The organism is Pseudoalteromonas sp. B62 (assembly GCF_037162565.1).
Taxonomy (GTDB): Bacteria; Pseudomonadota; Gammaproteobacteria; order Enterobacterales; family Alteromonadaceae; genus Pseudoalteromonas; species Pseudoalteromonas fuliginea.
This window is the reverse complement of record NZ_JARLVB010000002.1, coordinates 3,733,879-3,757,640: the sequence shown is the minus strand read 5'-3', so window position 1 is coordinate 3,757,640 and position 23,762 is coordinate 3,733,879. Positions and strand designations below refer to the sequence as shown.

14 protein-coding genes, 1 other RNA gene and 2 pseudogenes are annotated in these 23,762 nt (G+C 39.9%); 9 read left to right on the top strand and 8 right to left on the bottom strand.

All coding sequences use genetic code 11. The features are described from left to right. Window positions 1-31: 31 nt before the first annotated feature. The 6 genes from P4S71_RS21530 to P4S71_RS21505 form a co-directional block, all read right to left on the bottom strand. On the bottom strand, window positions 32-2,008 hold the full coding sequence (locus P4S71_RS21530; protein ID WP_337151488.1) for a pectate lyase family protein: 1,977 nt from the start codon (window positions 2,006-2,008) through the stop codon (window positions 32-34). Window positions 2,009-2,574: 566 nt separating this feature from the next. Next, window positions 2,575-4,320, bottom strand: coding sequence for a thiol reductant ABC exporter subunit CydC (gene cydC / locus P4S71_RS21525; RefSeq protein WP_337151487.1), 1,746 nt, complete (start codon window positions 4,318-4,320; stop codon window positions 2,575-2,577). Next, complete coding sequence (gene cydD, locus P4S71_RS21520; protein WP_337151486.1) at window positions 4,313-6,106, bottom strand: thiol reductant ABC exporter subunit CydD; 1,794 nt, start codon at window positions 6,104-6,106, stop codon at window positions 4,313-4,315. Before cydD ends, cydC begins: the two co-directional genes overlap by 8 nt. Next, complete coding sequence (gene cydX, locus P4S71_RS21515; RefSeq protein ID WP_337151485.1) at window positions 6,096-6,260, bottom strand: cytochrome bd-I oxidase subunit CydX; 165 nt, start codon at window positions 6,258-6,260, stop codon at window positions 6,096-6,098. Before cydX ends, cydD begins: the two co-directional genes overlap by 11 nt. Window positions 6,261-6,272: 12 nt before the next feature. Next, on the bottom strand, window positions 6,273-7,412 hold the full coding sequence (cydB, locus tag P4S71_RS21510; protein ID WP_337151484.1) for a cytochrome d ubiquinol oxidase subunit II: 1,140 nt from the start codon (window positions 7,410-7,412) through the stop codon (window positions 6,273-6,275). Next, entirely contained in the window at window positions 7,409-8,992 is a 1,584-nt protein-coding gene (locus tag P4S71_RS21505) for a cytochrome ubiquinol oxidase subunit I (protein ID WP_337151483.1), read from the bottom strand. Before P4S71_RS21505 ends, cydB begins: the two co-directional genes overlap by 4 nt. 301 nt (window positions 8,993-9,293) lie before the next feature. Between P4S71_RS21505 and lpxB the strand changes: the two genes are divergently transcribed. The 6 genes and pseudogenes from lpxB (at window position 9,294) to P4S71_RS21475 (ending at window position 17,243) form a co-directional block, all read left to right on the top strand. Continuing rightward, the gene (gene lpxB, locus P4S71_RS21500; protein ID WP_337151482.1) at window positions 9,294-10,451 is read left to right on the top strand and encodes a lipid-A-disaccharide synthase; all 1,158 of its coding nucleotides are present in this window, start codon (window positions 9,294-9,296) and stop codon (window positions 10,449-10,451) included. Then, window positions 10,441-11,043: a ribonuclease HII gene (gene rnhB, locus P4S71_RS21495; protein ID WP_182672022.1), complete on the top strand. Its 603-nt coding sequence runs from the start codon at window positions 10,441-10,443 to the stop codon at window positions 11,041-11,043. Before lpxB ends, rnhB begins: the two co-directional genes overlap by 11 nt. 2 nt (window positions 11,044-11,045) lie before the next feature. Continuing rightward, window positions 11,046-14,537: a DNA polymerase III subunit alpha gene (gene dnaE / locus P4S71_RS21490; RefSeq protein ID WP_337151481.1), complete on the top strand. Its 3,492-nt coding sequence runs from the start codon at window positions 11,046-11,048 to the stop codon at window positions 14,535-14,537. Between the two features lie 16 nt (window positions 14,538-14,553). Further along, a complete protein-coding gene (gene accA, locus P4S71_RS21485) occupies window positions 14,554-15,510 on the top strand; it encodes an acetyl-CoA carboxylase carboxyl transferase subunit alpha (protein WP_337151480.1) in 957 nt (318 codons plus the stop codon). Window positions 15,511-15,592: 82 nt separating this feature from the next. Beyond that, window positions 15,593-16,896: pseudogene (tilS, locus tag P4S71_RS21480) on the top strand (tRNA lysidine(34) synthetase TilS). Beyond that, on the top strand, window positions 16,896-17,243 hold the full coding sequence (locus P4S71_RS21475; RefSeq protein WP_007376793.1) for a hypothetical protein: 348 nt from the start codon (window positions 16,896-16,898) through the stop codon (window positions 17,241-17,243). The pseudogene tilS and the gene P4S71_RS21475 overlap by 1 nt, the downstream one beginning before the upstream one ends. Before the next feature lie 109 nt (window positions 17,244-17,352). Here P4S71_RS21475 and P4S71_RS21470 read toward each other — a convergent pair. Then, window positions 17,353-18,248, bottom strand: a pseudogene (locus P4S71_RS21470) (GGDEF domain-containing protein). A 132-nt stretch (window positions 18,249-18,380) separates the two neighbouring features. Here P4S71_RS21470 and P4S71_RS21465 point away from each other — a divergent pair. After that, window positions 18,381-20,354 carry a monovalent cation:proton antiporter-2 (CPA2) family protein gene (locus P4S71_RS21465; protein ID WP_337151479.1) on the top strand — a complete coding sequence of 658 codons (1,974 nt, stop codon included), beginning with the start codon at window positions 18,381-18,383 and terminating at the stop codon, window positions 20,352-20,354. A gap of 15 nt (window positions 20,355-20,369) precedes the next feature. Here the strand turns inward: P4S71_RS21465 and P4S71_RS21460 are convergent, their stop codons facing one another. Beyond that, window positions 20,370-21,515: a patatin-like phospholipase family protein gene (locus P4S71_RS21460; protein ID WP_007376790.1), complete on the bottom strand. Its 1,146-nt coding sequence runs from the start codon at window positions 21,513-21,515 to the stop codon at window positions 20,370-20,372. 239 nt (window positions 21,516-21,754) lie between these two features. Between P4S71_RS21460 and P4S71_RS21455 the strand changes: the two genes are divergently transcribed. Beyond that, the gene (locus P4S71_RS21455) at window positions 21,755-22,633 is read left to right on the top strand and encodes a DUF3014 domain-containing protein (RefSeq protein WP_337151478.1); all 879 of its coding nucleotides are present in this window, start codon (window positions 21,755-21,757) and stop codon (window positions 22,631-22,633) included. Window positions 22,634-22,771: 138 nt separating this feature from the next. Further along, an RNA gene (ffs, locus tag P4S71_RS21450) (signal recognition particle sRNA small type) lies at window positions 22,772-22,868 on the top strand. Window positions 22,869-23,762 lie beyond the last annotated feature (894 nt).

Sequence of the window (23,762 nt, the reverse complement as noted above, 5' to 3'; positions counted from 1 at the left end):
AAATCGAAGGTGGTTTTTTATTATTTAAAGTTTACTGTCGCGTTAGTTCAAACATTTGATTTTCAGATCCAGCGCTGCAAGTCCATTGCAATAGATTTGCCCCGTCATTTGCTTTATTTCCCTCAACATCAAAACAAAGTTCACTATTACGATTTATTATCCGCCATTTTCCTGTACCAGCGGCTTGGAATCTAAATTGTTGATTATAACTACCGGTATATGTGTACAGAGCAATGTTTGCACCATTAACCGTTGAATTAGCGGCTACATCAAGGCCCTTTGATGGAGCATTAACTGGTGAAATTCTATGCCAAATACCATCGACCGTTGATATATTGAATTTTTGACAATCGTTATTTAACCATGACCATTGCGATATGTTAGCACCATTGCTATTTGCACAATTAGCTACATCAAGTGATTTAGCACTGTGCTTAGGTGTAACCCTGTATACGCCATTAACTAGGGTATTAGTGACTGAGCTACCTGAGTCGTTATAGCCATTGTAAACCTCAAATTCAGCAACTCTCGGTGTTGAGTTTGAAGAATTAATAACAAAACTGACTTTTGACAAATTTACACTCGAAAAGGTGATTACATTAGGTACAGCCCCGCCATTAGCGAGCGTTGTGCCTGTATCGTAATTAACCAGCGACCATGAAGTAATATTTCCTTGAGCACCTGACGCTTCAATAATCTTTACTGCATTAATTGTCGTATTTAAGTTTTTAATATTTATTGTGCCAGTAGAGGAATTTGGCGACCAGTAAGTGGATGTATCTCCATCTTTAACATTACCATAACTTGTACCGCTGGCTTTAGAGCTGCCATCTACACCTGCAGCCAAAGCAAGATTTTCCCCTGAAGGAGTCGGCTCAGGTGGATTTGTTGGATCAGTCGGCTCAGTTGGATCTGTGGGCTCAGTCGTACCACATTCACCATTGGACTCTTTTAAGCCCTTATTTGCACCTGCGGTTGCTGCAATAATTGCAGGAACACACTGAGTATTATCCAGTTGATAGTTATAAGGTATGCTAATAGAAGTAGTTGATGAAGGATTTGGGCCTGCTGGGTGAAGCTTACTTTTATCTTCAGACCAATCAATATTGTCCCAGATATTACCGCTTACTTGCCAATATCCCATATCGTTAGTGTAAAAAGTACCTAGTGGATCTTTAGAGTCTTGAAAGTAGTTATTTTCTGCACGCATTTTACCACCTATGCGTGGATTCATCCCAGATGACTGTATGCCACTATAGTAGTTATTATAAGCATGGGCTGTTGCGTGTCTGAGTAAAGGTGTTCGTGAATTTATATTTTGATAGTAGTTATGATGAAATGTTACAGGGCCATTAGCATCATCGCTGTCGCTTGAGCCAACCAAACCACCTCGACCTGAATTACGCAAAATACTATAAGATAAAGTTACGTATTTTGTATTATTTTTCATATCAAAAAGTGCATCATAGCCACTGCTTTCACCACCACTTGCTTCAAGTGTTACATGGTCAACCCATACATTTCGAACATTAGATTCCATACCAATTGCATCACCTCCGTTTGAGATTGGTGAGCCTGATTTTTTTACATTTCGGACATGAACATTTTGAATAATAATGTTTGACGAAGAACGAATATGGATACCGAGTTGGTCAAATAAAGCACCACTGCCAACACCAATAATAGAAACGTTACTAATTTCTTTTAGTTCAATTAAGTCAGGGCCAGTGTTACAGCTATCACCAGATACCTTGCTTGTATTACCATGATTAATTGTGCCTTCAACTTGAATGATAATTGGTGTATCACTCGATGCACGATTACATAAAGCTTGGTGTATTTGGGTTCCTGTTGTTGCATATACTATATCACCACCGGCACCACCTGTTGTATTACCGTTTGTTGAAGCATATCCAGATGCATTTGCAGCTAGGGCACTGCCGCCATAAATTGCGGCTAATATTGCTGTTGTGTGTAAAGAGTATTTTAAAATATTAGTTTTTTTCATTTTAACTCCAATTAAAATGGTTTTCAGTGTAAAAACTTTTGTATTTAAGACTGCAGTGATCATTAACAAGTTTTATTCTTGAACTACAAATGCCACCGGTGGCATATTCACTTTAAATAATAATAATAACAATAAGTAAAAAGGATTAGATGGAGCGATCTTTTTTGTAATAATTAATTTACAATAAAATAACATATAAATATCATGCATTTAAAAAGTGTGTATATTTGTAATCACAGCCTTTTTTTGTAATCGACTAAGAAATACTTCATTTTGGGCCTGTTTATCTTTCGAGGCTGAACTTGCAGCAGTAAGCTTGGTGTTTAGACAAGGCAGGGCCTATGTAGTGTGGTTATTCTCCATAAATAGGCGATAACGTAGAATAAATGCCAAACATGCGCTGCCCGTACGGTTTTGCTCAGGGGCAATTTAATTTGTTAAATTGCTCAAAAATTTATGCAGGTTGGTTTAAGCGGTACTGTTCAACTGAAAAACTAAAAATGGAATTGTTACTTAACCTGAACCCTGGTTAAAGGATTTATTATCCAAAGTTCAGGTGACTTTAACTAAAACCGAGTAGTGAGCGCCACATAGTTGGGATAAGTGCCACTGAGCTCTTTATGAGAGCCTTGCGCAACTACTTTGCCGTCTTCTAACCACACAACATTATCCATTTGAGCAAGTAGAGCGGGATCGTGCGTAATTGTCAGCACGCTGGCATTATTCATAACGTGCATTATTGCTTGCATTACCCCTTGCTTAGATTGATTATCAAGACCTTCTGTTGGTTCATCAAGAACCAAAATAGCAGGGTTTTTAAGTAATGCTTGTGCAATAGCTATACGCCTAGATTGACCTTGCGACACGTTACGCCCGCCAGTGCCTAATCGTGTTTTTAAACCTTCTTTTAGCTCATTAAACCACGGGCTTAATTGCGCTAATGAGAGCGCTTCAATCATTTGCTCTTTAGTTGCATTTGGCGCGGCATAACGTAAATTTTCACTCAGTGTGCCATCAAAAATATGGTGCTGCTGGGCGAGTATATTTATCACACTTGCGCGTATATCATTATTTAACGAATGTAAGTCAACAACGTTATTTTGATTGTTTAACGTTATGCTGCCTTGCTGCAAAGGCCATAAACCAGTTAGTAAATTTACAAGCGTCGTTTTACCGCTGCCGCTTCTACCTACAATCGCTACTTTTTGCTGGGGCTTTAGTTCAAAATTGACATTCGTTAGTGCCGTCTGCTCACCATACTGGTAGCTAATATTGTTAAGTAGCAATGTGTGGTTTTGCGCACTAAAGTTTTCATCAACGTCTATATGTGTGCTTTCAATTTGCGAACTAGCAGCCTTATCTTCAAGTGTAAACAATCGCTCTGCTGCTTTTAAAACACTTGGAAGCGCTATAAATGCGTTAGGTAGTAGCAATACGCTTTCAAAGCTTGCCAGTACAAATAAACTCAACATAGCAAGCTCTACATTTACCATACTGTTTGCGTAAACCAGTGGGACAATGGTTACTATGCTAGCAAGCATGGCTAATTGAACAACCAACAAGCTTAACCCATCAGAGTTTGCCAGTGCTTTGTGGCGAATAAATAATTGCTGATTGTACTGCTCGCTTAATTCGTCGCACTTATTAAGCTGCTGCGAACGGGCTTGATAAATACTAAGCTCTCTAAGTCCTGTGAGTGTATCTGAAAGCTCAGAGCGAAGTTGTGCACTAAGTTGTGTTTCTTTGTGGCTGTTTTTAGTGAGCTTTGCGCTGAGTAGGGCAGGTATAACCACACCAATAAGCACAATGCCAGTAAAGCAAATAAGGGCGACGTTACCATTATAGGCCGACATAAACAGCATGATGATTGGCACACTTAAAAGCGCGACCAGCATAGGCAGTAAAACGTTTAAATAAAATTTGTCGAGTGCGTCTACATCGTTTTGTAATCGGTTAACTAAATCAGCGCTGCGGCTCATTGCTAAATCAACATTGTTAAGCTTACTTAACGTTGCAAATACATTGGTACGTATTTCACTTAGTAATAAAAACGTGGCGTTATGAGTAACTAGGCGTTCGCCATAGCGCGATGCAGTTCGCACAATAGCTAAAAAACGAATCGTGCCGGCAGGAGTAAAATAATTCATTTGTACACCCGCAATACCAGCAGCGGCCATTGATGCTAAAAACCAGCCAGATATAGCCAACAGGCCCACATTAGCTAATACCGTAATCGTTGCTAAAAATGTACCCAATAGCATAGCTTTGTAATGAGGAGCACAAAGCTTTAATAAGCGGATAAAATTACGCATGCGCCACTCCTTGTTCAGCCGTTTTTAGTAAGTTAGCAAATGCACCATTTTGCGCTGCAAGTGTTTCAAAGTGACCTTGCTCAGCTATTTTTCCATCGTGCATCACAATGATATTGCTGGCATGTTTAACGGTATTTAATCTATGGGCAATAACTAACACTAAGTTGTTTTTAGCATATTCATTAATAGCATCTTGAATAAGCAGCTCTGTTTGGCTATCAAGGTGCGCTGTGGGTTCATCAAGCACTAAGATTGGTGCTTGTTTTATAAATGCGCGAGCCAGTGCAATACGTTGTTTTTGACCGCCAGAAAGTCCTTCGCCTTGCTCACCTATCAGTGTGTTAAAACCATCGGGTAGGGTATTTATAAATTCAAGCACACCAGCTTGCTCTGCTGCATGTTCAAGCTCTTGCTGTGTGGCAGTGGGTTTGGCCAATTTTATGTTGGCAGCAATGGTGTCGTAAAACAGCGTCGCTTTTTGTGGTATCCATGCAATATTATTTTGCAAGTAAGTAATATCGGTTGCACTTAAACTCTGCTCATTAATAGATAGGTGCTTAATTACCTCAGGGTGAAACCCTAATAGACAATCAAACAATGTACTTTTACCTGAGCCACTACTGCCCACAACGGCAATTAAGCCTTTATTTGGTAGTGTTAAATTTATATTTTTAATGCCTTCGTTACTATCTGGGTATATAAAATTAAGGTCGGTAATACTTATTGAGTTAATTGTATTTAAAGTTAAATTGTTTTCAGGTGCGCTTGTAGCCACTAACGCATTTTCGTCACTTGGCAGTGGCGCATTTAAAATGGCAACCATGTCGGTCGCCGCACTAATGCCTTGTAAGCGCGCATGATAATGGCTACCCAGCTGGCGCAGTGGTAAATAAAATTCAGGTGCTAAAAGCAGCACGACAAAGCCAGTTGCAAAATCAAGAGTACCAAAAAACAACCTAAAACCAATAATTACAGCAACGAGTGCCACGCTAATAGTAGCTAAAAACTCAAGTGCAAATGATGACAAAAATGCGATTTTTAAAACATCGAGTGTCGCGTGTCTAAAGTCGTCTGAAATTCTAGCTATTTGTTTAAGCTCGGTACGTGTTGCATTAAATAGCTTGAGTTGGGTTAAACCTTGTACGCGGTCAAAAAAGTAATTGCCTAGCACAGCAAGTTGCTTCCAGCGTTTTTGGTTTAAAGCTTCGGCTTTAGAGCCTACTAAAATCATAAAAAAAGGAATGAGCGGGGCCGTTAATAAAAATATCAGCCCAGCTTTATAATCTGTTGGAAAAATAACAACCAATATTGCCAGCGGTATAAGCGCGCTGTAAGCAGCACCTGGTAGGTATTTAGCATAATAGTCGTGAAGAGCTTCTACACCATTATGTAAGGTATTGAGTGTAGCGCCTTGGCCGTGTTGCTCAATATAGCTTGGCCCAAGTAAGCTGAGCTTATTTAGAAGTGTTTGACGCATTGCCGATTTTATTTTAAGTGCAGCAAATGCACTTAAGCGTTCACTTAATGCTAAAAATATTGCACGTAGTAAAATAATACCTGCTAGCGGCCATAGTAAATGCGTAACGCCGCTTAAGCTACTGCCTTCAAACATTACATTGTGAATAGCTTGAGCCAATAAATAGGTGCCTGCAATCATTAGTAATGCGTTAAAAGTACCCAGTGCAATGCTTAACTTTAGCCACACTGCAGCGGGTTTACTTTGTAACTTTAAAAAAGCGCGCAGTGATTGCTGCTGCGCGCGATCTGGTCGGGGGTTAGTCGTCATCTTTTGTATTGTTAGCATCGTTTAATAAATCATGCATAGGTTGTTCATCATCAGCAATGCTGTTTTTATTTTGATGAAACTCGTACCACATTACATTTATTACACCTAAGGTACAGGCCAAAAGTACACCTAAAATCCAAGCGAAATACCACATAGTTTAGTCTCCTTAATAGCTACCGTGAGTGTTATTTTCAATTTCTTCAACTGTCACTCTGCGCCACATCTTCACGTAACACCAGATGGTGTAAGTTAAAATAAGTGGAACAAAAATACACACTGCAACAAACATCACATTGAGCGTTCTATGGCTCGATACCGCATCCCAAATTGTTAAGCTAATATTAGGATTATTGCTTGATGGCATAATAAATGGGAACAGTGAAACACCTGCCGTCATAATTACGCCAATTAACATTAAGCTTGTTGAAATAAGCCCAAGTGCTGGTTTATTTAATTTAGAAAACACAAGTGCACTTAATGCCATTGCAAAGGCTAAAATAGGGAAGGTCATTGTCCACGGACGGGTGCTGTAATTACTTAACCAAGCACCTTGCGCTGTAGTGACTACTTTAGCTAGAGGATCTGCATGACTTTGTGTATCAGCCATAGATACAACTTGGTAACCCGTTAAGTTAGCCACCCAAAAACCAGCAGCTGCAAATAATACAATAAATGCGATTAGAGAGTAGCGACCATATTGACCCGAACGCTCTGCTACTGCACTTGCTGTACGAAGTTGTAACCACATACCCGCATGCGCAACTAACATGGTAATACTCACTAAACCTGCAAGTAATCCAAATGGGTTAAGCAAGCCAAAAAATGAACCTTGGTAGCTAACACGCATAAGGTTATCAATATTAAATGGTACGCCTAAAAATAAATTACCAAATGCAACACCAAATACTAAAGCTGGAATTGCGCTGCCTGCAAGCAAACCCCAATCCCAATTATTACGCCAGCGCTTTGAATCTACTTTACTGCGGTAGTCAAACCCAAGTGGTCTAAAAAATAGAGCAAAGAGTACTAACATCATAGCGAAATAAAAACCCGAAAATGCAGCGGCATAAACCATAGGCCACGCTGCAAACAACGCACCGCCTGCGGTTATAAACCATACTTGGTTACCATCCCAATGCGGACCAATAGTATTAATTACTGTACGGCGCTCTGAATCTGTTTTACCTACAAGGCGAAGTAACATAGCCACGCCCATATCCATACCATCGGTAATAGCAAAGCCTATAAGCAGCACACCAATGATCAACCACCAAAGCATTTTTAATGTTTCATAATCAAAAATCATGATTGCTCTCCTTTAGTTTGCTCAGCTTTGTTTGGTAACTCAAAATGGTATTTACCTGTATGCAGTGAGCTTGGCCCTTGCTTAACAAAACGGATCATCAGCCAGCCTTCAATAATGGCTAAACCAGTATAGAAAATAACAAATCCAGTTAAGCTAATTAAAATATCCTTTACTGTTAGTGACGACGTGGCTAAAAAGGTCGGCAGTATTTCAGATATAGCCCAAGGTTGACGACCATACTCGGCAACAATCCAGCCAAATTCAATCGCTATCCAAGGTAGTGGAATGCTCAATACGGCAGCCCATAACAACCAGCGTTTTTGCTCAATAACGCGATGTGCGTTGTAGTAAAAAGCCAATATAAATACACCAAGCATGGCTACACCACAGGCAACCATAATCCTAAATGACCAAAACATAGGCCCTACTTTAGGAAAAGAGTCTTTAACTGCTTTTTGAATTTGCTCTTCAGTAGCATCTACAACATCAGGTGTGTAGCGCTTAAGTAGCAAGCCATAACCTAAATCATCTTTTAGAGTATTAAATTTGGCAATATTATCTGGCGTATCTTCACCGTTTCTGAGTTTTGTAAGGTATTCATAAGCAACCATACCGTTGCGAATACGTACTTCATGTTGTTTTTCTAGGTCGTTAATACCCGTTACTTGCTCATCTAGTGAGCGCGTAGCAATTAACCCAAGTGCGTAAGGTATTTTAACCGCCGCATGTGTTACTTGCTCTTCTGAATCAGGAAAACCAAATGCGGTAAACGCAGCTGGAGCTTCTTCTGTGTGCCATTCGGCTTCAATTGTGGCAAGTTTCACTTTTTGGACTTCGCCTACTTCGTAGCCTGATTCGTCACCGAGTAAAATTACACATAAAATTGACGCTAAACCAAAGCCTGATGCGACTGAAAAAGAACGTTTAGCGAATGCTAAATCACGGCCTTTTAATATATACCAACTGCTTATACCTAGCACAAACATAGACGCTGCTACATAACCTGCCGATACAGTATGAATAAACTTAACTTGGGCTACAGGGTTAAACACAAGCTCTGCAAAACTGGTCATTTCCATGCGCATGGTTTGATAGTTAAATTCAGCGCCTACTGGGTTTTGCATCCAACCGTTGGCAATTAAAATCCACAGCGCCGACATGTTGGTACCAATGGCCATTAAAAAGGTTGCACCTAAATGTTGGCGTTTAGAGAGTCTATCCCAGCCTAAAAAGAACATACCTACAAAAGTCGATTCTAAAAAGAATGCCATTAAACCTTCAATAGCAAGGGGAGCCCCAAAAACATCACCCACGTAATGCGAGTAATAAGACCAGTTAGTACCAAACTCAAACTCCATGGTAAGGCCTGTCGCCACACCAATTGCAAAGTTAATACCAAACAATTTTCCCCAAAACTTAGTCATGTCACGATAAATTTCGCGACCGGTCATAACATAAACCGATTCCATAATAACTAAAATCCAGGTCATACCTATCGTTAACGGTACGAATAAGAAATGAAAGAGAGCGGTAACAGCAAACTGTAATCGCGATAGATCCACAAAGGTTTCATCTATCATTATTGGCTCCTTGAGAGTGACGGATTAACAGGACAATATTTAATTGGCAAAGTTAACATTTAATGAACTTTCAGTAATTACTGAAAGTTTGTAATATTATTTACGTTTGTGCAATTTTTGTCAATATGTATATTAGTAAAACTTAATATATATTTTATATGCTACATCAGTATTAAAAACAAACAATACAATAAATTAAATTTAATGATAAAAAACCAGTTATTTAAAGCGTTTAACCAAACAGTAAAACACGGTAAACTAATACTCATGAACGCCTGGTTTACTTGTGAAATAAAATCAAATGAATAAAGATAAAAAACAATTACGAATTGGTATTGTGGCAGGTGAACTGTCGGGCGATATTTTAGGCGAAGGCTTAATTAAAGCCCTTAAAGAGCACTTCCCGGATGCTATTTTTGAAGGTATAGCTGGGCCTAAAATGCAAGCGCAAGGCTGTAAAACACTTTACGACATGGATGAGCTTTCGGTAATGGGACTTGTTGAAGTGTTAGGGCGTTTACCGCGTTTGCTCAAAATACGTAAACAACTCGTGCAGCATTTTGTAGATAACCCACCTGATGTATTTATAGGTATTGATGCACCCGACTTTAACTTACGAGTAGAAAAGCCGCTCAAAGATGCGGGTATTAAAACGGTGCAATACGTAAGTCCATCTGTTTGGGCGTGGCGCGAAAAGCGCATTCATACAATAAGTGCAGCGACTAACTTAGTTCTTGCATTGTTGCCTTTTGAGAAAGAGTTTTATGATAAGCATCAAGTACCGTGTACGTTTGTGGGTCATACCTTGGCAGACGATATAGCACTTGAACACGACGACAGCAAAGCACGAGAAGAGTTGGGCTTAAGCCTTGATGACAAAGTACTGGCATTGCTGCCTGGTAGTCGAGGCTCTGAGGTTGGTTTACTAAGTGAAACTTACATTAAAACAGCTGAAAAGCTGCAAGCGCAAAACCCAAATCTTAAAATTGTGGTGCCACTGGTAAACGAAAAGCGCAAAGCGCAGTTTACTGAAATATTAAACGCCACCGCGCCCGACCTTAATGTTAATCTGCTTGATGGGCAATCAAAATTAGCGATGCAAGCTGCCGATGCTATTTTATTAGCGTCGGGCACTGCAACACTTGAAGGCATGCTTTATAAAAAGCCAATGGTAGTGGGTTATAAAATAAAGCCTTTGAGCTATTGGATTTTTAAAACTCTATTTACGTTTAATATTAAGTACTTTTCGCTGCCTAATTTATTAGCCGACGAAGAGCTAGTGCCTGAGTTTTTACAAAGTGAGTGTAATGTGACTAACTTAACAAACGCACTTACCCCTATGCTCAACACAGATAACAAAGCGCTAAAAGCACGCTTTTTAGCCATTCACGAAAAAATTAGATTAAATGCCAGTGAACAAGCAGCCAACGCTGTGGCGGAGTTAATAAATGCAAATTGATAGACCCAATGTATCCTTAATTGCTGGTGTAGATGAAGTAGGGCGCGGCCCGCTTGTTGGCGACGTAGTCACTGCCGCCGTTATTTTAGATCCCACTAAACCTATTGCTGGCTTAGCAGATTCTAAAAAATTAACGGATAAAAAACGCCAAGCACTTGCAATTGAAATTAAAGAAAAAGCATTGTGTTACGCGTATGGTCGCTGCAATCCAACAGAAATTGATGAGTTAAATATTTTACACGCGACTATGCTTGCCATGACTCGCGCAGTGGAGGCATTAAGTACGCAACCTGAATTTGTATTTATAGATGGTAATCGTTTGCCAAAACTCACTATGCCAGCGCAAGCTGTTGTTAAAGGCGATAGCCTAGTGGCAGAAATTTCAGCAGCGTCTATTTTAGCTAAAGTAGCGCGCGATGACGAAATGCTTGAGCTTGATAAACGCCACCCTGAATATGGTTTTGCAGGGCATAAGGGGTATCCAACTAAAGCGCATTTTGCAGCGCTTGAGCAGTACGGCGCGATTGACGAGCATCGTAAAAGCTTTAAACCTGTGCAACGTGTATTGGCGCAAGCCAATGGTGAGGGCTAAGCATGGCTGCTCCTGATTTTGTTCATTTAAGAGTTCATTCAGATTTTTCGATGGTTGACGGCCTTGCTAAAACAAAGCCAATAGTCGCAAAAGCGCAAGAGCTGCAAATGCCCGCGATTGCGATTACCGACCAAATGAACTTTTGTGGTTTAGTGCGCTTTTATGGCGCAACACATAATGCCGGTATTAAACCTATAGTGGGTGCTGATTTTTGGGTTCGTAGCCCAGAATTTCCTGACGAGCCAAGCCGTTTAACCATATTAGCCAAAGACAACGACGGCTATAAAAACATTACCTTATTAATATCTAAAGCGTATCAACGTGGGCATGTATTTCATCGCCCTGTGATTGACCGTGAATGGTTAGTTGAGCTAAAAGCAGGCTTAATTATTCTCTCGGGTGCTAAAGACGGTGATTTAGGTAAGGCGTTATTAAAAAATAATCCGAGTGTAATTGAATCGGTTGTTAGTTTTTATAAGCAGCATTTTAGCGATAACTACTACCTTGAGCTTGTTCGCACCAATCGCCCGCTTGAAGAAGATTACTTACACATGGCTGTAGAGCTTGCAGCTAAAGAGCAGTTACCTATTGTAGCCACCAACGAAGTGGTATTTTTAAAACCTGAAAACTTTGAAGCGCACGAAATTCGTGTTGCTATTTTTGACGGTTACACACTTGATGATAAACGCAGGCCTAAACGGTTCTCTGAAGAACAATACCTAAAAACACCAGAGCAAATGGCTGAGCTGTTTAGCGACATTCCAGAAGCGCTACAAAACACCGTAGAAATCGCTAAACGTTGTAATGTAACTGTGCAATTAGGGACTTACTTTTTACCTGATTACCCAACTGGCTCACTTAAGATTGATGAGTTTTTAGTTAAAGTGTCAGAAGACGGCCTTGAAGAGCGTCTACAGTTTTTATTCCCTGATGAAGAAGAGCGAAAAGTAAAACGCGTTGAATACGATGAGCGACTTGATATAGAGCTTGGCGTAATTAACCAAATGGGATTCCCAGGTTACTTCTTAATCGTAATGGAGTTTATCCAGTGGAGTAAAGATAACAATATTCCGGTTGGACCTGGTCGTGGTTCAGGTGCGGGTTCGTTAGTTGCGTACGCGCTTAAAATTACCGATTTGGATCCACTTGAATTCGACTTGCTTTTTGAGCGATTTTTGAATCCTGAACGTGTATCAATGCCCGATTTCGACGTCGACTTTTGTATGGATAGACGAGACGAAGTAATTGATCACGTGTCGGCTTTGTATGGTCGAGATGCGGTATCGCAAATTATTACCTTTGGTACTATGGCTGCAAAGGCGGTAATACGCGATGTTGGGCGAGTGCTTGGGCATCCTTATGGATTCGTTGATCGTATCTCAAAAATGATTCCAGGCGATCCTGGGATGACACTTGCTAAAGCGTTTGATATAGAGCCGCGCTTGCAAGAAGCCTACGATGGCGATAACGAAGTAAAAGATTTAATCGACATGTGTCGCATCCTAGAAGGGTGTACACGTAACGCCGGTAAGCACGCTGGTGGCGTAGTAATATCGCCAACCACGATTACCGATTTCGCCGCGCTTTATTGCGATGACGAAGGTAAGTTTCCGGTCACACAGTTTGATAAAAATGATGTAGAAACTGCAGGCTTAGTTAAGTTCGATTTCTTGGGTTTACGTACACTGACTATTTTGCAGTGGGCGGTCGATATGACCAACGTGCGCATGGAGCGCCAAGGTAAAGACCCTGTCGATATAAACACTATTCCACTGGATGATAAAAAAAGTATTGAGCTACTACTTCGCGCCGAAACGACTGCTGTATTCCAGCTAGAATCGCGCGGTATGAAAGACTTAGTACGCCGACTTAAGCCCGATTGCTTTGAAGATATGATTGCACTTGTGGCCTTGTTCCGCCCAGGTCCGCTGCAATCAGGCATGGTAGATAACTTTATCGACCGAAAGCTGGGCCGAGAAGAAATCTCATACCCAGATGCGCAATATCAGCACGAAAGCTTAAAACCAATACTTGATCCAACGTACGGCATTATTTTGTATCAAGAACAAGTAATGCAAATTGCGCAAGTACTAGCAGGTTACACACTAGGTGGCGCCGATATGCTGCGCCGTGCAATGGGTAAGAAAAAACCCGAAGAAATGGCAAAGCAGCGTTCAACATTTGAAGATGGCGCAAGAAATAACGGTATCGACGGCGAGCTCGCGATAAAAATCTTCGACTTGGTAGAAAAGTTCGCAGGTTACGGATTTAATAAATCTCACTCGGCGGCGTACGCACTGGTTTCGTATCAAACATTGTGGATGAAAACCCATCATCCGGCAGAGTTTATGGCTGCGGTAATGTCGGCCGATATGGATAACACCGACAAAATAGTTATTTTGGTGGATGAATGTGAAAACATGAAACTCACCTTATTACCGCCAGACGTAAATGCAGGTGAGTTTAAGTTTACAGTAAACCTTGAAGGTGAAATTGTTTACGGCATTGGCGCGATAAAAGGCGTGGGTGAAGCACCGGTTGATGCAATCCTAGAAGCGCGTGCAAAAGGCGGCCCATTTAAAGATTTATTTGATTTTTGTGCCCGCGTTGACTTAAAACGTTTAAATAAGCGTGTGACCGAAAAATTAATTTACTCAGGCGCACTTGATAAGCTTGGGCCTGAAAAAACGCAACCTGGACGTGCTACGTTATTGGCTAGTTTAAAAAGTGCAATGCGTGCGGCCGACCAACACAACAAAGCTGAGCTATTAGGGCAAAGTGACTTGTTTGGTTTATTAGCCACTGAGCCTGATGAAGTTGAACAAGCTTTTATTAAAGCCATAGGCCTCACTGATAACGAATGGTTAGAGGGCGAAAAAGAGACCTTAGGCCTTTATTTAACAGGGCATCCGATAAATCAATACCGCCGTGAACTTAAGCATTACACCAGTGGGAAAATAGTTGATTTACAGCCTACTAATCGCGATGTGTTTGCCACAGCTGCTGGTTTAGTGATTGCTTCTAGGGTGTTAATTAATAAAAAAGGAAATCGTTGGGCCTTAGTAACTTTAGATGACAAGAGTGCACGCATTGATGTACGCTTGTATTCAGACGAGTTTGAAAAGTACCAAGATATGCTCCAAGTTAATAATATCTTGGTAATATCTGGACAGGTCAGCTTTGATAACTTCTCTGGTGGTATTACAATGACCGCCAGAGAAATAAACACCATTGCTCAGGCGCGTGAAAAGCGTATTAAAGCGATTAAAATGACGCTGAACATGGTGCAAATCGAGGCTGGTTTCTTCGATAAATTACAAAAAGTACTCGAACCCTACAAAATGGGAACGTGTCCGATCAAGGTTTATTACCAACGTCCAGATGCGTTGGCACAATTAACTCTTGGGATCGAATGGTGTGTTACGCCAAGTGATGACTTAATTCATAAGTTATCGCTAATGGCGGCGCAAGATGTAGAACTGGAATTTAACTAATTAGGTAGTTTAGAGCATGAGCCTCAATTATCTTGATTTTGAGCTTCCGATTGCAGAATTAGAAGCGAAAATTGAAGAATTACAAAATGTAAGCCGCGCTGGCGAATTAGACCTTGGATTAGAAGAGGAAGTCAGCAAATTAAAAGAGAAAAGCGACCAGTTAAAAGGGAAGATATTCTCTGAACTTGGCGCTTGGCAAGTATCACAGTTGGCACGTCACCCGTTGCGTCCTTATACTCGAGATTATATCGAGCGTATTTTCACGGAATTTGACGAGTTTGCTGGCGATCGAACTTTTGCTAACGATCCGGCTATTTTAGGTGGTATAGCGCGTTTAGATGGCGAACCAGTAATGGTTATTGGCCAACAAAAAGGCCGCGACACTGCTGAAAAAATTAAACGCAACTTTGGTATGCCAAAGCCAGAAGGTTACCGTAAAGCATTACGCTTAATGGAAATGGCTGAGCGTTTTAAAATGCCAATCATGACCTTTATTGACACACCAGGTGCATACCCAGGTGTTGGCGCTGAAGAACGTGGTCAATCTGAAGCAATCGCACGTAACTTAAAAGTAATGGCGTCACTTAAAGTGCCGACAATATGTACGGTTATTGGTGAAGGCGGTTCAGGTGGTGCATTAGCAATTGGTGTTGGCGACAGAGTTAACATGTTGCAGTACAGCACTTATTCTGTAATTTCGCCTGAAGGTTGTGCGTCTATTTTATGGAAAAGCGCTGACAAAGCACCGCTTGCAGCAGAAGCAATGGGTGTAACCGCAGAGCGCGTTAAAGAGCTAGACTTAATCAACAACTTAGTTGATGAGCCTCTAGGTGGTGCACACCGCAATTACGATGCTATGGCACGTAATTTAAAAGTTCGCCTTAAACGTGATTTAGCAGACTTACAAGCGCTTACGCTTGAAGAAATGCTTGATCAACGTTACAAACGTTTAATGTCGTTTGGTTATTGCTAAACACATTAAATGTTAAAAAAAGCCGCTTATGCGGCTTTTTTACTTTAAAATACTCAGAGTTTTTATATTAAAGTGCGGACACATGTATATATCAGCAATTTATCAACAATTAAAAAAATCACTAAGTAGCTATATTGAGCAAGGTAAGACTGTTTTTACAGTTGCGTTATCTGGTGGCGTTGATTCTGTGGTGTTACTGCATTTAATGCGTGCGTTAAAAGAAGATAACCCTGTAATTGATGTATCGGCTATTTATGTTCACCATGGTTTAAGCCAGTATGCTGATGACTGGCAACGCTTTTGCAAAAACGTATGTGTTGAGCTCAATGTGCCTTTTGAAGCTGCGAAAGTGGTAATTGAGCAGCAGTCGCGCACGAGCCTTGAAGCCCAAGCGCGCGACGCCCGTTATAAAGCACTTGATGAACTAAGCCCACAAGGCAGCATTATTTTACTGGGCCAACATTTAAACGACCAAGTAGAAACGTTTTTACTGCGCTTAAAGCGTGGTTCGGGTTTAAAAGGGCTTGGCGCTATGCACCAAGCGCGTTTTCTACAAAGTGGCCGTGTGTGTTTCAGGCCGTTATTGAATGTAAAGCGAAGTGATATAGAAACCTTTGCGGCGCAGTTTAATATTAAGCATATTACTGATGACTCTAATACAGATGAGCGCTTTGATCGAAACTTTTTACGTTCCAAAGTTATTCCATTATTAGCCGAACGCTTTAATGGGTTTGAGCAATGTACAGCGCGAAGTATTGAGCTACTGCAGCAGCAACAAACATTACTAGATGAATATACTCAGCTTGATTTAAATAAGTGTATTAACCAGCATCAAGCATTGTGTATTAATAAAATAAGCGAATACAGCACTACGCGCATTGCAAATATAGTGCGTGCGTGGCTTGCATTATTTACACAAATTATGCCATCGCAAAAACAACTTGAGCAAATTATTAATCAAGCTATATGCGCTAAGAGCGATTCGCAAATGCTTATTGATTTGGCTGGTGGGCAAGTACGTCGCCATCAAGGCTATTTGTATTTTGTGAATCCATATCAAATATTACAAGATCAAATGCTTGTAAGTGATGAGCTTAAATTTAATGATGACCGTTTGCTAATAAAAAAAATGGCAAGGGTATTCGACCGCCGTTTAAGCATGAAAAAGTTACTGTGCGTTTTAACTGTAACAATGCGCGGATCAAACCGGAAAAAAAACCAGGTAGTAATACATTAAAACATTGGTTTAAAGATGCAAAAGTAGCCCCTTGGTTACGTGCTAATGTGCCATTAATTTTTTATAATGACGAATTGGTTCAAGTGGTTGGCTACTTTATGAGTGCCAATCATCTTGACGAAACAGGTATTTTTTGGGAGTGTAAATAATGACAGAACAACCACATGTAGGCTTATCACTAGTAAACAAAGCACCACTGGGGATGTTAGTTACAGCTATCGTTGCGGTATTAGCTAATGCCTTGTTTTCGCTTAACCTAATTACTTTGGGTCACGCTATTGCTGGTGGAATATTATGTGGTGCATTATTACTGGCTTATTGGTTAGGTAAAGGTGGGCTGTTTTTTGTTTTAGGAGTGAGTACGCCGTTAATTTTAGTTTTATTCACGCCAATTGCAAAGAGTGCTGCATTACTTAACTTAGTGAGTGGTTTCTTTTTTGGTTTTTGCTTAGTGCTTGTTATATATAAATTTTTACCAATAAAGTCAGAGCGTTAATTCATGCTTTTTAGTGTGTTGTCCTGAGTTTTAAACAGGACAATACAGCAAAATAAAAAAGCCTAACGGGGGAAGTTAGACTCTTTTATTTTAAATGTATTTTTAAATTTTAATATGCTTTAGCACAGTTTCTGCCCGAGGCCTTTGCTTTATACAGCCCTTTATCTGCGCGAGAAAATATCTCATTATCACAATCTTGACTGCTTGCTAAGGTAAAACCTATGCTGGTTGTTACGCCATATTGCGACATTAAACTTGATTCTCTAACAAGGCGCATGATCCGTTCAGCAACTACTTTGTTAGTTGTAAACTCAGGGTCTTCGATTAAAATTGAGAACTCATCGCCGCCAAACCTAAATACTGAGTCTGTACCACGAATACTGCTACATAAAACTTTAGCGAATTCTTTCAATGTATCGTCGCCCACTTTGTGACCAAAGTTATCGTTAACTTGTTTAAAGTTATCTAAGTCGAGCAGCATTAAGCTAAAAGGACGTTGGTAGCGGCGACAATTTTCGAGTTTTTGCGACAAAATATCATTAAATTGACTACGGTTATTTAATCCCGTTAAGGTATCTTTTGTCGCAAGTTTTAATACTCGGCTATACATCATCGCATTTCGAAGTGGGTAAATTAATGCGGTATGTAAAACGCGTAATTTTTTTCAATTACAGCACTAAGAGGATATTTACTAAAGTAAATTAGTTGTCCTAAGTGTTCTGCTGCTATTGTTAAGTCAAAAATATAGGGTGTATTGTTTGTATCACTATCTGATGTTTGCGCTGTGCCAAGTGTCGATTGAAACTGTATACCCGAAAAGTTTAGCAATTGTTTTGCGAACTTAGCATACATAGCTAAAACATCTTCAATAACTAAACTAGTTTGTAGTTCAGTAACAAGTTCGTGTGTTTCAGTTGGTTCATCTACACGTGTGTGTTCTGCCGAGAATGGCAAAAAATCACCGCGACCTGATACACGTTGTGTCAAAATATGGACGTTTTCCATTAAATTCTCCCCGAGGGTGTTGCTTTACAATTACCAAGCTATTTCTATGCCATATTTTAAAACTGGCCGAAAAACAGATGGTTGCTATATTTAATGTAAGTCCCTTTGTTTAATTTAAGCGTGAGGTTCAGTTTGCAGAGTATTAATGTTCAATTTTTTGGCTTATTAGTTGTTGCAGTACTTTTTGTATGGTTTTTTAAGCGCATTGGATTGCCGCCTATTTTGGCGTATCTAGCAACAGGGGTTTTAGCTGGCAGCCATGGTATTGGTTGGATGGCACACACGCATGAAATCGACTTTGTGGCAGAGCTTGGTATTGTATTTTTGTTATTTAGTTTAGGGTTAGAGTTTTCTATTTCACGTTTAATGGCAATGCGCAATATTGTGTTTGGCCTTGGGTCACTACAAGTAGTTGTGACCAGCCTGATACTTATTGTTGTTTTATATTGCTTAAATTTCAGCTTATTAACTAGCTTTGCTATTAGTATCATTATGGCGCTTTCATCCACTGCCGTGGTGGTTAAGTTATTAAAAGAAACCGGCGAGCTAAACCAGCGTCGTGGACAACTAGCCGTTGGTGTATTGTTATTTCAAGATATAGCGGTTGTTCCATTGCTTATTATCCTTCCTTTATTAGCATCTAGCGATTCACAAAGCATTAGTTGGGCGCTTGCTTTTGCATTAACTAAAGGCGCATTTGTTTGCCTATTGTTATGGGCTATAGGCAAATGGATACTGCCTAAAGTATTTAACGAAATAGCGCTAGTACGCACCGATGAGTTATTTGTGCTTACAACATTACTGGTTACGTTATTTGCCGCGTTGCTAACATATATGTTTGGTCTATCAATGGCTCTTGGCGCTTTTTTAGCCGGTATGATGTTGGGCGAGAGTCATTACAGACACCAACTAGAGGCTGATATAAGGCCCTTTCGCGATATTTTAATGGGCCTTTTTTTTGTAACTGTCGGCATGCAGCTTGATTTATTATATGTGTTTAGTAATGGCTTATTTATAATTGGTGCGTTACTTGGCTTATTAATTTTAAAAATAACCGTTGTTGCAATAAGCGCGCAGCTTATGGGGGAGCGAAGACAAGATGCATTGGCTTGTGCAATTATGCTTTGGCAAATGGGAGAGTTTGGTTTTGTACTTATTGCCTTAAGTGGACAACAGCAATTATTAACGAGTGATCAAACCTCATTTTTAATTGCATTGGGTGTACTTTCAATGGCCTTTACACCATTTTTAATTGATAAAACACCGCTTATTTTAAAACGTTTAGGCGTATTAAAACGCGCAAGTATGGGATGGGAAAATGAACCTAAAAGTAGCGCGCTTTATAGTAATCATGTTGTTATTTGTGGCTTTTCAAGAGTTGGGCAAACCATTGCGCGGTTTTTAAAGCCTGAGGCAATAGAATATGTCGCTATTGAGAGTAACCCAATACTCGTTCAAGAAGGTAAAGCCGCTGGAGAGCCCGTAATATTTGGACACGTTAAACAAAAAGACATTTTAAAATGTGCAGGGGTAGAGCGTGCACGCTTAGTCATTATTACCTTTACTGAATTTGAGCAAACACAAATAGTAATAGACGCTATAAAGCAAATAGCGCCCGAAGTTAAAATACTTATACGCACGCGAGATGACAGTCAGCTCGAAAAGTTAAAAGAATTGGGGGTAACCGAAGTTGTGCCCGAAACTTTAGAAGCAAGTTTAATGTTAGTGTCGCATGTTTTATCTATGTCGGGTGTACCCATGAGCCGAATTGTTAGGCGTGTAAGTAAAGAGCGCCGTAATCGCTATAAATTTTTGCAAAGCTTTTTTTCCGGTGAGCACATTGATAGCGATGAAAATAATAGCGATAGATTAGAATACCTGCATGTTATAGCTTTGCCCGATAAAGCGTTTGCTGTAAATAAAAGTATTAGTGAGCTTAATTTAACAAAACGAAGAGTGTTTATAAAAGCGTTACGCAGGCAAGATCGCGAAATAGACGCTCCATCGGATCAAACCTTATTACTGGCTAACGATATATTAGTACTGCAAGGAAAACCAAGGCGCGTTGAGCGGGTAGAGCACTACCTGCTCGACGGAATAGAATAACGTTTCTGTTTGGGCTTAATCTAGTTCTAAAAACTTGCGTATCTCCGGTAATTTTTTCATACCGTCTTCATAGCCAATTTGCATTAAATGCTGGGTGTAGCGTTTTTCAAACAATAGATAACTGGTTAAGCTCGATTGCGAATGCTTTTTTACACCTATGGTACGTAGCAATACTTTAATAGCCCATGGCATATCGTTGTAATACTGCGCTGCAATGGCATTAAAATTTTGCGAAGGGTTAATTACAAACGTATCAATTTGTTTAAGCTCTTGATGTTTATCGCGTGCAGGTAATAGCCCTAGGGTTCGGTTAATACGGTCCAAACGTTCTAAATCCGATTGCATAGTGTCGGTAAAAACACTGTCGAGTAAATGCCCTGCAACAGCAGAAAGCCCTGGGTAATGCGCAGAATAACCCGGTGGGTGTAATTCTTTAGGTTGATCTACCCCAATAATAAATATTTTTTCAGCCCCTAAATGAATCGACGGACTAAGCGGTGAAAGCTGATGTATAGAGCCATCACCAAAGTAATGGTTATAAATATTTACGCTAGGAAATACCATCGGAATGGCACTCGACGCCATTAAATGCTCAACATTAATGCGCGTAGCACGACCCTCGCGTTTAGCACGCTGCCAAGATGTTTGCGTATTAGATTGAAAAAATGCAACCGAGTCACCCGTTGTATAACTTGAGGCCGTAATAGACAGCGCATCTAAATAATTACGATGTAAATTGCGTTCAATGCGGTGTAAATCTAAAATTTCGTTTAATAAACTACGAAGAGGGCGATTATTTAGCAAGCTAGCAGGCGGGTGATTAATATGCTCCGACTGAAAGCTTGTTAAAATATTACGCGCAATATGACCAAATACACTTAAAAAGTCGCTTTTGTACACCATAGAGGTTGAAAAGTTTTTCCAAACAGATTCGAGCTTTCGTACAGCCAAATGCGCACACGAGGCGTAACATGCTAACGCTGCAGAATTAATTGCCCCAGCTGAGGTGCCATTTATTACCCTAAATGGTAATGGAGCTGTGCGCGGCATGCTATGAGCGAGTGCTTTTAGTACGCCCACTTGGTAAGCAGCACGTGCGCCACCACCTGTAAGTAACAAGGCTATTTTAGGTTTTTTGGGATCAACTTGCTTGATTTTCATATTGGTGGTTAAACTGTTCTACGTCTTTGCTTTATTTATTCACTGTAAGTCTTTAAGCTAGAAGAATCAAAGGATAACTGCCCTTATACTCATTACATTATTTAACTTTGCAATTTAGCGCTTAACCTTTGAGCTATTATTGCCGTGTTATTAAATGTCATAGTATGTGTGTCAGAATGAATTTAATCCACTTAGCGTATTCTAAGTGATATCGCATTTTAATTTTTTATGGAGTTCGTATGTCAGATAAACCAGAAGTGTCAGATGTTCAAAAACGTCCACCTAATAACAATCTTCTTTTTGCCGTTATTATTTTAATAGTCGTAGCATGCGCGGCTGCTTTCGTATTACTTAAACCAAGTGATGAAAAAGTAACACGCACAGAGGTAGAACCGCCAGCTAAAGAGCAGCCAATAATGGAGCTTAAACCAGAAATTGCTCCTATTATTGATACTCCTTCTGCAGTAAAACCAGAGGAACCTGAAGAACTTGAAGTGCCAACACAACGCCCTGTTGAGCCGGCCCCAAAAGTAGAACCATTAGTGACGCTTGACGAAAGTGACACGGTGGTTGTTGCTAAAATGGATGAGTACTTAAGTGATTCTGTGATGAGCTTAATGGTAACCGACGATGTGATTCGCCGTGGTGTTGTATTTATAGATAACATTGCCCAAGGAAAAATCGCCAAAAAGCATACACCTGTTATTAAGCCAGAAGAGAGTTTTAGCGTAACAGAAGGGGATATTTTAACAATTGATCCTAATAGCTATGAGCGTTATACACCGTATGTAAAAGTATTCACCAGTATGAGTGCCGCTCAAGCAGTGCGTATGTACGAAGAATATAAACCGCTTATTAATAGTGCATACACTGAAATAGGTTACGGCGATGATGAGTTTAATCAAACCCTAACCGATGCAATTGATTTATTACTTGATACGCCAGAACCTGAGGGCGACTTACCATTACTTCGTAATTCAGTAACATATCAATACGCATTTTCAGAGTGGGAGCAATTACCAGCTGCACAAAAACAACTTTTACGCATGGGCCCTGAGAACATGAAAAAAGTAAAAGCAGCATTACGTAATATTAAAACTCAGTTAGAGAGTAATTAATACGCATTAAAAGAGCTAAATGCACCGCGATTGTATATGAAGTATGCAATCGCACTTTCTTTTTAGATTATCCCTTGAATAACAGAGCAAAAGTAGAGATAATCCCCCCGCGCCAACCAAGGCCCTCAATGGTAGTCTTATTGGTCCTCTCGCAACACTAGCAGGCGAACCTGGTCAGGCCCGGAAGGGAGCAGCCACAGTTTGTGACGTGTGTGCCGAGATGTGGCTGGTAAGACTGCCACCCAAATTCCTCATTTGGGTGATATAGCTAAAATCTCATTTAATATTCTTCATAAATATATTCTTTTTAAATTAACGTCCTTAATACTAATTGCATCAAATAAGTGATTTATTTTAGTGCCACTTGCAAAGTGTGATTAGGATGGGTCAACATAATTAATTGAGCACCGAAGCTTGTGTACGTGGTGCAATATTTTTTTAGCACTCAATGTTCTAATACTAATCTGATTAATTAAGTGAGCTATTTTGAGGTAAGAAAACCTTGTTGATAACAAGGCAAAAATTCGTTATTTACTTGTTTTATATCAGAAATTTTTAACACAGTTAGCGTCAGGTTTAAGCCCTCAAATTGATCAAGTATTATTGCGGATTGGTATAAATAGCGTTCGACTTTGTTGTCTCTCATTGAGGCGGGATGTCGCTTATTATGAAAATGGATATTAAGGTGCAATCCATCTAAGAGATATATCCACTGTACGTAATGAATGCCAACCTACCAACATATAATCAGTAATATAATTTAAAAAGGGGGAACGCGTTTTTATATTACCACCAATAATAGTGCTGTATTTATATACAGTGCAGTTGTGCTGCTCCCATATTCAAGAAAATGAGCGACGAGCGCATTTTGTCTTTTATTGAGAGTTTGAGTGCTAGTAAAAAATTATATGTAGCAATGTGTTAAGTTATTTGGTAAAAAAGAATTATTGAATACATGAGTGTGACATTGGCAGATATATGCGCGATGAGCGCACTATAAAATTGTTAGTTGCCACCATTTTTTACGGTAACTTTCTTTGTGGTTTTGGTGATAAACGTTAACTTTTTTCACGCGCTTTATTCTTTTTCGTGGTAAGTTTATCGTCATGTTTTAGCTTAGTGTTTTTGT